The sequence below is a fragment of the Falsiroseomonas oryzae genome, assembly GCF_027856955.1.
Lineage (GTDB): Bacteria > Pseudomonadota > Alphaproteobacteria > Acetobacterales > Acetobacteraceae > Falsiroseomonas > Falsiroseomonas oryzae.
The window spans coordinates 1-12,687 of record NZ_JAPSMD010000135.1 but is presented as its reverse complement, the minus strand read 5'-3'; the positions used below and the strand labels follow the sequence as shown (position 1 = coordinate 12,687).

General features: G+C 72.0%; 12 protein-coding genes. 1 reads left to right on the top strand and 11 read right to left on the bottom strand.

What is annotated here, in order from left to right; genetic code table 11:
• Window positions 1-242 precede the first annotated feature (242 nt).
• Genes OZN99_RS14650 through ccoN form a run of 9 tightly spaced genes read right to left on the bottom strand, consistent with a single transcriptional unit; the run spans window position 243 to window position 8,354 of the window.
• Complete coding sequence (locus OZN99_RS14650) at window positions 243-422, bottom strand: hypothetical protein (RefSeq protein WP_270935986.1); 180 nt, start codon at window positions 420-422, stop codon at window positions 243-245.
• Window positions 419-580, bottom strand: coding sequence for a cbb3-type cytochrome oxidase assembly protein CcoS (gene ccoS / locus OZN99_RS14645; protein WP_270935985.1), 162 nt, complete (start codon window positions 578-580; stop codon window positions 419-421). Before ccoS ends, OZN99_RS14650 begins: the two co-directional genes overlap by 4 nt.
• Complete coding sequence (locus OZN99_RS14640) at window positions 577-2,940, bottom strand: heavy metal translocating P-type ATPase (protein WP_270935984.1); 2,364 nt, start codon at window positions 2,938-2,940, stop codon at window positions 577-579. Before OZN99_RS14640 ends, ccoS begins: the two co-directional genes overlap by 4 nt.
• Window positions 2,937-3,431, bottom strand: coding sequence for a FixH family protein (locus OZN99_RS14635; RefSeq protein WP_270935983.1), 495 nt, complete (start codon window positions 3,429-3,431; stop codon window positions 2,937-2,939). Before OZN99_RS14635 ends, OZN99_RS14640 begins: the two co-directional genes overlap by 4 nt.
• Complete coding sequence (gene ccoG / locus OZN99_RS14630) at window positions 3,428-4,942, bottom strand: cytochrome c oxidase accessory protein CcoG (RefSeq protein ID WP_270935982.1); 1,515 nt, start codon at window positions 4,940-4,942, stop codon at window positions 3,428-3,430. The genes OZN99_RS14635 and ccoG overlap by 4 nt, the downstream gene beginning before the upstream one ends.
• 35 nt (window positions 4,943-4,977) lie before the next feature.
• The gene (ccoP, locus tag OZN99_RS14625; RefSeq protein ID WP_270935981.1) at window positions 4,978-5,850 is read right to left on the bottom strand and encodes a cytochrome-c oxidase, cbb3-type subunit III; all 873 of its coding nucleotides are present in this window, start codon (window positions 5,848-5,850) and stop codon (window positions 4,978-4,980) included.
• 13 nt (window positions 5,851-5,863) lie between these two features.
• Window positions 5,864-6,091, bottom strand: coding sequence for a cbb3-type cytochrome oxidase subunit 3 (locus tag OZN99_RS14620; RefSeq protein ID WP_270935980.1), 228 nt, complete (start codon window positions 6,089-6,091; stop codon window positions 5,864-5,866).
• 11 nt (window positions 6,092-6,102) lie between these two features.
• On the bottom strand, window positions 6,103-6,831 hold the full coding sequence (ccoO, locus tag OZN99_RS14615) for a cytochrome-c oxidase, cbb3-type subunit II (protein ID WP_270935979.1): 729 nt from the start codon (window positions 6,829-6,831) through the stop codon (window positions 6,103-6,105).
• A gap of 14 nt (window positions 6,832-6,845) precedes the next feature.
• Window positions 6,846-8,354 (bottom strand): cytochrome-c oxidase, cbb3-type subunit I, encoded by a 1,509-nt coding sequence (gene ccoN / locus OZN99_RS14610; protein WP_270935978.1) that lies wholly within the window; start codon window positions 8,352-8,354, stop codon window positions 6,846-6,848.
• 180 nt (window positions 8,355-8,534) lie between these two features.
• Between ccoN and OZN99_RS14605 the strand changes: the two genes are divergently transcribed.
• A complete protein-coding gene (locus OZN99_RS14605; RefSeq protein ID WP_270935977.1) occupies window positions 8,535-9,308 on the top strand; it encodes a DUF2189 domain-containing protein in 774 nt (257 codons plus the stop codon).
• 12 nt (window positions 9,309-9,320) lie between these two features.
• On the opposite strand, the gene OZN99_RS14600 is transcribed toward OZN99_RS14605, so the two are convergent.
• Together OZN99_RS14600 and OZN99_RS14595 are read right to left on the bottom strand one after the other, a co-directional pair.
• Entirely contained in the window at window positions 9,321-12,287 is a 2,967-nt protein-coding gene (locus OZN99_RS14600; protein ID WP_270935976.1) for a calcium-binding protein, read from the bottom strand.
• Window positions 12,288-12,385: 98 nt separating this feature from the next.
• Window positions 12,386-12,687 (bottom strand): urease accessory protein UreH domain-containing protein (locus OZN99_RS14595; RefSeq protein ID WP_270935975.1); only part of this gene is annotated, 302 nt, incomplete at its 5' end.

Below are 12,687 nucleotides of genomic sequence, written 5' to 3'. Positions count from 1 at the left end.
TGGCGACGGCGGCGGCCTGCGGCGCGGCGGGCGCGGAGGCGGCGGGCGCGGTGCCGGCCTGCTGGTCGGCGCAAGCCACGAGCGCGGCCGCGCAGAAGGCGGCGGAGAGGAGGCGTGCTGTTTTCATCCTGGTCGTTCCCCAAACGGGGCCCCTCATGGGCCCTGCGGCGGAGTGTCGCGTGATGCGCCCGGCAGCGCAACGGCGCCGATCACGACGCCGGCACGCGCCCCGTCCGCCCCGGTCAGGGCCGGGCCGACCCGTCCTGGTGGTCGAAGTGGCGCTTCACCAGGAACAGCGCGAACAGCACGCCGAAGCCGAACAACCCGTAGCCGAACAGCATCAGGCCGAGTTCCTGCGCGGCGGAGATCGCGGCGAGGCCCAGCACGGCCAGGATGGCGCCGAGAACGACGAAGTAGATCATCGGGATTGGTCCTTCCGTGGGATGTCGTCGAACAGGATGCGGGACGCCGCGCCATCCAGGTCGTCGTACTGGCGCGACTTCAGCGTCCAGAGGAACAGCGCCAGCCCGAGCAGGCCGAGCACGAGGGCGGCCGGAACCAGGAACACCAGGGCGTTCATGCGCCCACCTCCTTGCCCGCGCGCAGCGCGTTGAGGATGACGATGATGGAGGAGCTGGCCATCACCACCGCCGCGATCAGCGGCGTGACGAAGCCCAGCACCGCCAGCGGCACGGCCACCACGTTGTAGGCCAGGCTGAAGGCGATGTTCTGCTGCGCCAGGCGCTGCGCGCGGCGCGCGACGCGGATGGCCAGCGGCAGCACGGTCAGCCGCTCCGCCCGCAGCACCACGTCGGATGCCGCCTGCGCCAGGTCCGTGCCGCTGCCCGGGCTGACCGAGACATGCGCCAGCGACAGCGCCGCGGCGTCGTTGATTCCGTCGCCCACCATCAGCGGGTGGCGGCCGTCGGCGCGGAGCGATTCGATCCGGTGCGCCTTGTCGGCGGGCGTCGCGCGGGCCTGCCAGGGGCCGATGCCCGTCGCCGCGGCCGCCGCCTCCACCGCGCCGGCGCCGTCGCCGGACAGCAGCTCGGTCTCCAGGCCGAGGGCCTGCAGCGCCTGCACCGCCTCGCCGGCATCGCCGCGCAGCCGGTCGGCGAAGCGGAACACCACCGGCGCCTCGCCGGCCACGCAATAGACGAGCACCATGCCGGAGCCCGGGTCGTCGCACATGCCGCAGAAGGCGGGGCTGCCGAGCCGCAGGCTGCCACGCACCAGGCCCTTGCCGGGGATCTCCCGCACGCCGGACAAGGCCGGCGCCTCGGGGCAGGCGCGCACCAGCGCCTGCGCCAGCGGGTGCCGGCTGGCGCGCGCCATCGCCGCCGCCTCGCGCAGCAGCTCGGGGTCGATCGTCTCGTCCTCGATCAGCTCCGGCCGGCCCTCGGTCAGCGTGCCGGTCTTGTCCAGCACGGCATGGTCGGCGGTGGCCAGCCGCTCCAGCGCGGTGGGGGAGGCGACGAGCACCCCCTTGCGGAACAGCGCGCCGACCGCGGCGACCTGCACCGCCGGCACGGCGATGGCCAGGCCGCAGGGGCAGGTGACGATCAGCGCCGCGACGGCGGGCACCAGCGCCGCCTGCCAGGCGACGCCGACGCCGAGCCACCAGCCCAGGAAGGTCGCGAGCGCGATGACATGGACGACGGGCACATAGAGCCGCGCCGCCTTGTCGGCGATGGAGACGAAGCGGCCGCGCGCACCCTCCGCCCGTTCCAGCAGGCGGCCGAGCTGCGCGAGGGAACCGTCGCGCGCGGCGGCGGTGACGGTCATCAGGAAGGCCGGGCCCATGTTCACCGCGCCGGCCGGCAGGGCCTCGCCCTGCGCCATCTCGCGCGGCAGCGATTCGCCGGTGGTGGCGGAGGTGTCGAGCGTCACCGCCTCCTCCGCGGTGCCGTCCAGGCGCAGTCGCTCCCCGGCCGCGACCAGCAGGACATCGCCGGCGCGCACGCTCTCGGCCGGAACGCCGCGGGTCGTGCCGTCCGCCAGGCGCAGCGCGACGGTGCCTTCCTGCAGGGCCAGCAGCTCCGCCACCGCTTGGCGCGCCTTGCGGCGCATGCCGCGGTCCAGCACACGGCCGGCCAGCAGCAGCGCGAGCAGCGAGGTCGCACCGTCGAACCACGTGTAGTCGCCGTTGCGCAGCGTCTCGCTCAGCGACATCAGCGTGGTGGCGATCACGCCGATCGACACCGCGAGGTCCATGTTCACCCGCCCGGCGCGAATCGCGTCCCATGCCGAGCGGTAGAAGGGCATCCCGGCCACCAGCACCGTCGGCAGGCCGATCAGCGCCGCCAGCCAGTGCATCATGTGCCGCGTCGCGGGCTCCATGTCGGAGCCGACCCAGACCGCGACGGAGACCAGCATCACGTTCATGCTGCCGAAGGCGGCGACGCCGAGGGCGCGGATCAGCGCCCTGCCTTCCGCATCCTCCGTCGCGCGCAGGCAGGCGGGCGACCAGGGCGCCACCTTGAAGCCGAGGCGGGCGACGAGCCCGGCCAGGTCGCGCGCGCGCGCCGCATCGCCGCGCCAGGCGATGGTGAGCCGCCGCGCGGAGAGGCTGGCGCGCGCCTTCAGCACGTCGGGCTCCGCGGCCAGCGCTTGTTCCACCAGCCAGACGCAGGCGCCGCAGGTCAGGCCACTGACCATGAGCTCGAGTTGCATCGTCCCGTCGCGCTGCGGCACCGCATGCGGCGCGAAGTCGGTTGAGACGCTCTCCGGGGGGCGCAGGGTCCCGGCCGCCGTCTCCTGCCGCCGGTAGAAGGCATCGAGGCCGAGGCCGCGCACCAGGGCATGCGCGCCGGAACAGCCGGTGCAGCAGAACTCGCCCTGGCCGGGCGCCAGCGCCGTGCCGCAATGCGCGCAGGTCGCGCGGGAGAAGCCTGCCTGGCCGGGTGCAAGGCCTTCGGGAAGGCCAGCTGCGACGGTCACGGGGCGACCATCCGCTCACGGATGTCGAAGCGTTCGCCGCGCTCCCCGGTCAGCGTCAGTCGCGCCTCCCACTGCCCGCGGCCGGGCAGCGGGGCGAAGGCGATGAAGCGGCCGGGACCGGCGGCGGCGAAGTCCAGGTGGAGTTCGGCGCCTTCGAGCGGGCGCAGCAGCACGCCTTCCACGCGCCCGCCGACCGGCAGGCCCTCGCGGTCGGCGACCGTGACGAGGACGACCCCACCCTCCAGCGCGACGCGCGCGCGCCAGCCCAGCGCATCCTGCCGCGCCGCTTCCGCCAGCACCTGATTGTAGGCGCGGCCGCGGTCGTAGGACTTGCCGGTGGTGACGCCGGTGAAGGTGGACAGCGCCGCATAGACCATGCCCAGGTTCACCACGACGACCAGCAGCATGCCGCCGACGAAGGCCCAGGGGATCCAGTTGCTCCGCTTCGGGTCGAAATCGGCCCCGCCGCGGGTGAACGTGCTGTCGCTCATCGGTGGCCCTCCCCATGCGGACCGAGGAAGACGCTGTCGGTGCGCACGACGGTCCGGCCGCGCGCATCGAGCAGGCGGAAGGTGACGGGCGTGGATTCGCGCGTCCGCTCGCCCGGCGGCAGCGTCGCCAGGACGCGCCACTGCGTGATGCCATCGCCGCGGGTGGTGACGCGGAAGCGGTTCGGCCCGGTCTCCTGCGCTTCCTGCACGGTCATCTGCAGGCGCGCGGGGCTTTCCAGCACCAGGGTCAGCTCGCCGCCGTCGCGCGCCTTGTTGGCGATCTTCAGCGTATAGGCGTTGCGGATGCCGCCATCGGCCAGGCTGACGAAGAGCGGCGCGCGGTCGCGCAGCACGGCCAGCGTCACCTCCTGCCGCAGCATCCACGTGCCGAGCATCACCGCCATCACCGAAGACAGCACCGCGGCGTAGAGGATCGTGCGGGCACGGATGAAGCGCGGCACGTGGCGCACGCCCATGCCGGTTGCGGTGCGCGCGGCGCAGGGCGGCATCGACCGCGTCGCGGTCTCGGACGCGGCGATGTTCTTCAGCGTCTCGAAGGCGATCAGCCCCTTCGGCCTGTCGAGCTTCGCCATGATGTCGTCGCAGGCGTCGATGCACAGGCCGCAGCCGATGCATTCCAGCTGCTGGCCGTCGCGGATGTCGATGCCGGTCGGGCAGACATTCACGCAGGCCATGCAGTCCACGCAGTCGCCGTGGCCCTCGCCCTTGAGCTTGCCGCGCGGCTCGCCGCGCCAGGCGCGGTACGAGACGACGAGGGAGTTCTCGTCCAGCATCGCCGCCTGGAAGCGTGGCCAGGGGCACATGTAGGTGCAGACCTGCTCCCGCGCCCATCCGGCCAACACGTAGGTGGTGGCGGTGAACAGGCCGAAGAAGAAATACACCTCCAGCGACGCCTGGCCGGTGAACAGCGCCACGGTCATGGTCGGCGCATCGTTGAAATACATGATCCAGGCGCCGCCGGTGGCCGCGGCGATGCCGAGCCAGGCGGCATGCGTCACGATCTTCTTGCGCCACTTCGCGGCGGTCCAGGGTGCCTTGTCGAGCTTCATGCGCTCGTTGCGGTCACCCTGGATCAGGCGCTCCACCCACATGAACAGGTCCGTCCAGACCGTCTGCGGGCAGGCGAAGCCGCACCAGACGCGGCCGAACAGGCTGGTCGCGGCGAACAGCGCGATCGCGCCCAGCACCAGCAGGCCGGTGAGGTAGTAGACCTCCTGCGGCCAGATCTCGAACCAGAAGAAGTAGAGCCGGCCGTTGCCGATATCGACCAGGATCGCCTGGTCGGGCTGGTTCGGCCCGCGGTCCCAGCGGATCAGGGGCGCGAGGTAGTACAGCGCGAGGCAGGCGACCAGGACCGCCCATTTGGCCCGCCGCACCGGCCCGCTCACCGCCTTCGGATAGACCTTCTGGCGGTTCGCGTAGAGCGGCTGGTCGGCGGCGGCGACCGGCCCCGCCGACTTCAGCTTCCCGCGTGCCGTGACGTCGTTCATCTGGGCGGTCTCCCCGGACCCGCGCGTAGCCTGCCTCAGTTCTCGCCGCCGCCGAGGGCGTGCACGTAGACGGTCAGCATGTTGACGGTCGCCGGATCCAGGCGGCCGCCCCACGCCGGCATCACGCCGAGCCGCGGGTTGGCGATGTAGCGCGCGATGGACGCCCGGTCGGAAGCGTGCAGCCAGACCCGGTCGTTCAGCCGCGGCGCGCCGACGTCGCGGTTGCCCTCGCCGTTCTCGCCATGGCAGGAGACGCAGTTCTCGGCGAAGAGCGGCTTGCCGCGCTCCACCGCCGCCTGGTCGGTGGCCCGGCCCGACAGCGACAGCACGAACTCCGCCGCGTCGGAGGCCTGCGCCAGCGTCAGCACGCCGTCAGCCACGAAGCGCGGCATGACGCTGACGCGCTCCTCGTCGCTCTCGCCGGCGCGGATGCCGTGCTGGATGGTGGCGCGGATCGCGTCATGCGTGCCGCCCCAGATCCAGTCGTCATCCGCGAGGGAGGGGAAGCCGCCGACGGCGCCCTGCCCGCCCGCGCCGTGGCAGCCGGCGCAGTTGTTGGCGAAGGCGATGCGCCCGCCGGCCATCGCGAAGCTGCGAAGCTCCGGATCGGCGGCGATCTGCTGGGGCGTCGCTTCCCGGATACGGTTCATCATCGGCGCCATGCGGGCATTCGCCGCGGCGACGTCCTGCACCACCGCCTCCCGCGCCACCCAGCCGGTCACGCCGGTCCAGCCCTTGAAGGGGAAGGCCGGGTAGAGCACGACCCAGACCGCCGAGAAGGCGATCGTCACGTAGAGCAGGTAGAGCCACCACTTGGGCAGGGGCGTGTTGAGCTCCTTCAGCCCGTCCCATTCGTGGCCGGTGGTGTCGGTGCCCGTCAGGGCGTCCTTCTCGATCTTCGTCGGCATCGCGGCCGGCTCCTCAGCGTCGCGCCGAAGGCGCGCGGGACGTGGGTCGCGCCGAAGGCGCGCGGGACGTGGATTGGGCCGAAGGTGGCTCGTCACGCAGCGGGATGTCGGCCGCGCGCTCGTAGCCGCGCTTCCGCCAGGGGGCCATCACGTAGAGGATGATCCCCGTGAACAGGACGAAGAACCACACCACCCACAGCGTGGAGAGCGTGGACTGCATGGAGGCCAGGGTCTCGAGCATCGCCGTCCTCCTCACTGCTGCCGCAGCTGCTCGGGCGTCACGTCGCGGAACTGCACGAGCGTGCCGAGCATCTGCAGATAGGCCACCAGCGCATCCATCTCCGTCACGCGCGCGGGGTCGCCGTCGAAGGCGGCCTGGCGGGCGCGGGCGTAGCGGCCCTGGAACCCGGAGGCATCGGCCTCTGGGCGCGCCTGCGCCTCGAGGTCGGCGCGGGCGTTGGCGATCATCTCGTCCGTGTAGGGCACGCCGATCGCCCGCTGCGCGCGCAGGTGGTCGGCGATGTCCGCATAAGCCAGCGGACGGTCGAGGAAGGCGTAGGGCGGCATGATGCTCTCCGGCACCACCGCGCGCGGGCTGCGCAGATGCGCCGCCTGCCAGTCATCGGAGTAGCGGCCGCCGACGCGGGCGAGGTCGGGCCCGGAGCGCTTGGAGCCCCACTGGAAGGGATGGTCGTACATGCTCTCCGCAGCGAGGGAGAAGTGCCCGTAGCGCTCCAGCTCGTCGCGGAACGGCCGGACCATCTGGCTGTGGCAGACGTAGCAGCCCTCGCGGATGTAGATGTTGCGGCCGGCGAGCTCGAGCGGGGTGTAGGGGCGCACGCCCTCCACCCGCTCGATCGTCGTGGCCACCGTGAACAGCGGCACGATCTGCGCGAGGCCGCCGATCGAGACCGTGATGAGCGTGAGCACGCCCATCAGGATCAGGTTGGTCTCGATCTTCGCGTGGTTGAACCACTTCATCTTCCCGCCCTCCTTCACTCGGCGGCGGCCGGCACGGCGGCGCCAGGCGCGGAAGCGGCGACCGCCTCCGCCTGCTCGCCGCGGGTGACGGTCATCCAGAGGTTGTAGACCATGATCAGCGCGCCGCTGAGGTAGAGCACGCCGCCGAGGGTGCGGATGACGTAGTAGGGGTGCATCGCCGCGACCGTCTCGATGAAGCTGTACTGCAGGAAGCCGTTCTCGTCGTAGGCGCGCCACATCAGGCCCTGCAGGATGCCCGACACCCACATCGCGGTGATGTAGAGCACGATGCCCAGCGTCGCGATCCAGAAGTGCCAGGAGATCAGCTTCTCGGACCACACGCCCTTCTTGTTCCACAGCCGCGGGAACAGCCAGTACATCGCGCCGAAGGTCACGAAGCCGACCCAGCCCATCGCGCCGCTATGGACGTGGCCGATGGTCCAGTCGGTGTAGTGGCTCAGCGCGTTCACGGCCTTGATGGACATGACCGGCCCTTCGAAGGTGGACATGCCGTAGAAGCCGACCGCGGTGACGGAGAAGCGGAGCGACGGGTTGGTGCGCAGCTTGTCCCACGCGCCCGACAGCGTCATCACGCCGTTGATCATGCCGCCCCAGGACGGCATCCACAGCATGATCGAGAACACCATGCCCAGCGTCTGCGCCCAGTCAGGCAGCGCCGTGTAGTGCAGGTGGTGCGGACCGGCCCAGATGTAGAGGAAGATCAGCGACCAGAAGTGCACGATCGACAGGCGGTAGCTGTAGACCGGCCGCTCGGCCTGCTTCGGGATGAAGTAGTACATCATCCCGAGGAAGCCCGCGGTCAGGAAGAAGCCCACCGCGTTGTGGCCATACCACCACTGGATCATCGCGTCCTGCACGCCCGACGCCAGGCCGTAGGACTTGGAATGGCCCAGCGTGATCGGCAGCGCCAGGTTGTTCCCGATGTGCAGCATCGCCACCGTGACGATGAAGGCCAGGTAGAACCAGTTCGCCACGTAGATGTGCGGCTCCTCGCGGCGGAGGATCGTGCCGCCGAAGGCGACGAGGTAGTGCACCCACACCACCGTCAGCCACAGGTCCACGTACCACTCGGGCTCGGCGTATTCCTTGCCCTGCGTGACGCCGAGCACGTAGCCCAGCGCGGCGGCGACGATGACGAACTGGTAGCCCCAGAACAGGAACCAGCCCATCGGCTCGCCGCCGAACAGCCGCGCGCGGCAGGTCCGCTGCACGACATAGAGGCTGGTGCAGAACAGCGCGTTGCCGCCGAAGGCGAAGATCACGGCGCTGGTGTGCACCGGGCGCAGCCGCCCGAAGGTGGTCCATTCGAGGTCGAGGTTGAGCAGCGGCCAGGCAAGCTGGGAGGCGATCAGCACCCCCATCAGGAAGCCCACCACGCCCCAGAAGACGGTGGCGATCGCGAAGGCGCGGATCGGCGCCTCCACATAGGCATCGACCCGCACGGCACTCGGCGTGCCCGTCGCGGGTGCGGCCAGCCCTGCGGCATAGCCAGTTGCTGACATGAGGTCGGATCTCCCCTCCGCGCGCCGAGGTCGCGGAACCGACCGGCACGTGCGCGTGAAGAGACCTCCAATGGCGGGAACCGTCCTTGATCAGGATCAAGTCCTGCTGCGCTGCACCGATCCTATAGTCGGAAGCAGGGGTCGCCCCGCTGGGGAGGCCTTTTGGGGAGGATTGCCGCGATGACCACCGACGTCGCCGAGCCGGTTGCACGCCCGCGCATCCACATCGTGCCGAATGACCGCCCCTGGGCCTGGCTGGAGGCCGGGTGGCGCGACCTCATGGCCACGCCGCATATCGGCTTCTTCTACGGCGGCGCGGTGGTGGCGGCGGGCTGGCTGCTGGTGCTGGCGCTGATCGCCGTCGATGCGCTCTGGGCCGTGCTGCCGGCGGTGGCCGGCTTCTTCCTGGTCGCGCCGCTGATCGGCGCCGGCCTCTACGAGACCAGCCGGCGGCGAGAGCGCGGCGAGCCCGTCTCGCTCGGCACGGCCTTCGCCGCCTTCCGGCGCAACGCACCGCAGCTCACGCTGATGGGGGCCGTGCTGCTGGTGATCAACCTGTTCTGGGTGCGCATGGCCGGGCTGATCTTCATGGTGTTCTTCGGCCTGAACTTCAGCCCGACGCTGGACAGCCTGCCGATGGCGCTGCTGCGGTCGGAACAGCTGCTGCCCTTCCTGATCATCGGGACCGGCGTCGGTTTCGTGCTGGCCTCCATCGCCTTCGCCGTCTCAGCCGTGTCGATTCCGATGCTGGTGGACCGCGACATCTCCGCCATCGAGGCCGTCGTGATCTCCATCCGCGCGACGCTCGACAACTGGCGGGCCATGGCCTTCTGGGCCGGGCTGATCGTGGTGTTCACGGCGATGGCGCTGGTTCCCTTCTTCCTCGGCCTGGCGCTGGTGCTGCCGCTGGTTGGCCACGCCACCTGGCACGCTTATCGCGACCTGGTGCGGTAGGCGCGGGCGCGCTCAGCCGAGCAGGATGTCCTGCGTGCGCAGCGCGCCGATCCACTCGAAGATGATCGAACCGCCGGCGGGGAAGACCAGCTCGATGCCGCCCGTCACAGGCCGGATCGCGCCGAGTGCCGCCGCGACGCTGGCAAAGCCGCTGCTGCCCAGCAGCACGGCGTCCTGGCCGATCGCGAAGTCGGTGACTCGGTCACGCCCCTGGCCGGGTCCGAAGACGAACAGGTCCTGGCCCGCGCCGCCAATCAGCGTGTCATCCGCGCCGCCGCCGAACAGCGTGTCGGCGGCGTCGCCGCCGAACAGCAGGTTCGCGCCCGCATTGCCGACCAGGGAATTGGCCAGGGCGTTGCCGACGACACCCTGGCTGCCCTCGGCCAGGGTGGCGTTCTCGATGTTGTCAGGGAGCCGGAAGGCGCTTGCGGCAACCGCCAGCAGCACGGTGTCGATCCCCGCGCCCGGTTCCTCCAGCACGAGATCCGCCGGCGAATCGACCACGTAGAGATCGTCCCCAAGCCCGCCGATAAGCAGGCTCCCGATCCCCTCACCCGCGACGGCGACGAGGCTGTCGTGGCCTTCACCCCCGCGCAGTTCCGATCCAGGGTCGGGCCCCGCGACCAGCAGGTCAGCCCCCGCGCCGCCGTCCAGCAGATCAGCGCCGGGACCGCCTTCCAGCGTATCGGCGCCGCGGCCGCCGAGCAGCGTGTCGTTGCCTTCGCCGCCGCGCAGCAGGTCATTGCCCAGATCCTCCCAGAGCAGGTCCGCTCCCGCGTCACCATCCAGCGTGTCGTTGCCTGCTCCGCCCGCCAGCAGGTCGTTGCCGGTGCCGCCGAGCAGCACGTCGTCGGCCTCGTCGCCGAGCAGCAGGTCGCCATCTTCCCCGCCGTCCAGCACGTCCCCGCCGAGCATCCCGCGCAGCAGGTCGCGTCCCGCGCCGCCGAGCAGGTAGTCCTCGCCGTCGCCGCCATCGAGCGAGTCGTCACCCGCCTCGCCGCGTAGCGTGTCCGCCTCGGTGCCGCCGGCCAGCGAATCGGCGCCCGGCCCGCCGAGCAGGCTGTCGCTGCCGCTGCCGCCCAGCAGCGTGTCGGCGGCCTCGCCGCCCTCCAGCGTGTCGCCGCCGGTGCCGCCATCCAGGCTGTCCGCGCCCTCCTCGCCGCGCAGCAGGTCGGCGCCATCACCGCCCAGCAGCGTGTCGCCCTCCGTCCCGCCGGCCAGCGTGTCGCCCTCCGTGCCGCCCTCCAGCCGGTCGGTCCCGGCGCCGCCCGACAGGCTGTCGCTGCCGCTGCCGCCCAGCAGCGTGTCGGCGGCCTCGCCGCCCTCCAGCGTGTCGCCGCCGGTGCCGCCATCCAGGCTGTCCGCGCCCTCCTCGCCGCGCAGCCGGTCGGCGCCATCACCGCCCAGCAGCGTGTCGCCCTCCGCCCCGCCGGCCAGGATGTCGGCCTCCGCGCCGCCCTCCAATCGGTCTGCCCCGGCGCCGCCGAGCAGGCTGTCGCTGCCGATGCTGCCGAGAAGCAGGTCGGCGCCCTCGCCGCCCTCCAGCGTGTCGGCGCCGGCGGCCCCGTCCAGCGTATCCGCGCCTCCCTCCCCCACGAGGCGGTTCGCGCCCTCGTTGCCCGCCAGCACGTCATCCGTCTCCGCGCCGAAGCCGGCCAGGTCGCCGGCCCCGGCGCGGATCAGCAGCCGCTCGATGTTCGGCAGGATGGTGGCCACGACGCGCACGGCCAGCGTGTCGAAACCCTCCTCCGGCAGTTCCATGGCCAGGTCGGCCAGGTCGTCCAGCAGATAGGTGTCGTCGCCCGCGCCACCGGCCAGGCTGTCCGTGCCGGCAGCGCCATCCAGCGTGTCCGCGCCATCGCCGCCGAGCAGCGAATCCGCGGCGTCCCCGCCCCAGAGCGAGTCGTTGCCCGCGCTGCCGTCCAGCAGATCGGTCTCGGTTCCGCCGTCCAGGGTGTCGTTGCCGACGCGGCCTACCAGCGTGTCGGCGCCGGCGCCGCCGAACAGCAGGTCGTCGCCCTCTCCGCCATCCAGCAGGTCGAGCCCGTTGCCGCCCTCCAGCTGGTCGCGCCCGGCCTCGCCCTCCAGCGTGTCGTCGCCGTTGAAGCCGCGCAGCGTGTCGTTGCCGTCGTCGCCGCGCAGGATGTCGCTGCCGCTGACGCCGACGCCGCCCCCCAGCAGGTCCGCGCCGGTGCCGCCATCGATGGTGTCGTTGCCCAGCCCGCCATCCACGGTGTCGTTGCCGGCACCGCCTTCCAGGATGTCGTTGCCGTTCAGGCCGGTCAGCGAATCATCGCCGCCCTGGCCGAGCAGCAGGTCGGCCGCCGCGCCGCCCGTCATGGTGTCGGCCCCGGCGCCGCCCTCGCGAAGCTCGAGCGTCGGGCCCGGCGCCAGCACCTGCACGGTCAGCAGGAAGGCCGCGGCCTGCAGCCCGTCCCAGGCCTCCACCACCACCTCGCGCACGCCGCCGGCGAAGGCGCGCAGATCCACGCCGTCGCGCAGCTTCAGCACGTCGCCGACCACCTCGAAGAAGGCGGAATCGGGCCAGGGGACGCTGAACTGCAGCGGCGTCGCGGTGTCCGGGTCGTCGGCGACCAGCGTGCCGACCGGCGCGCCGGGGTCGTTCGCCAACACCACGCCGCCGGACAGGAAGCGCAGCGCCTGCGGCGGAGTGTCGTCCAGGTTGACCAGCGCCACCTGCCACGCCTGCGGCAGGTCCTGCCAGCCGGCGGCGGTGCGCACCGACAGGCCGAAGCTGACGACGGAAGGCCCCCCTGACTCGGCGTCGAAGGCCTGCGCCGGGGTGATGGTCAGTGTCTGCCGGGCCCGGTCGAAGGCCGGTTCGAAGCGGTTGGCATCCGGCCCGGTCAGCGCGACCTCGAGCACCCCGCCGGAGAACACCAGCACGGCGTCCCAGTCGCCAGGGCGGGCGTTCTCGAGGATGGCGTCCGGCACCGTGCCGGAAACCGCGACGGACATGCGGGCACCGTTCTGGAGTCAGGACCTGCGCTAGCGCGGCTTTGGTTGCGCTGCGGTGAAAGGGCGGCCTGCGCCGCGAGGCGCCGTCCGGCTGCCGCTCAGGCCACCAGGCGCCAGGCCATCCCCGCCAGGACGGCCGCGTTCAGCGCGAAGAGCGCGGCGCCGGCCAGTTGCAGTCCCGCCCCGGCGCGGCGCAGGAACAGCCGGCCGAGCAGTGCCACGCCGACCATCGCCGGGACCGTACCGGCGACGAAGGCGGCCATGGCGATCGCCCCAGCCAGCGCACTGCCGGTCGCCGCCGCGCCGGCCAGGGCGGCATAGAGCAGCCCGCAGGGCAGCGCCGACAGCGCGAGGCCCAGCACCACGCCGCGCCAGCCCGTGGGCGCGGCGAGCAGCGGCG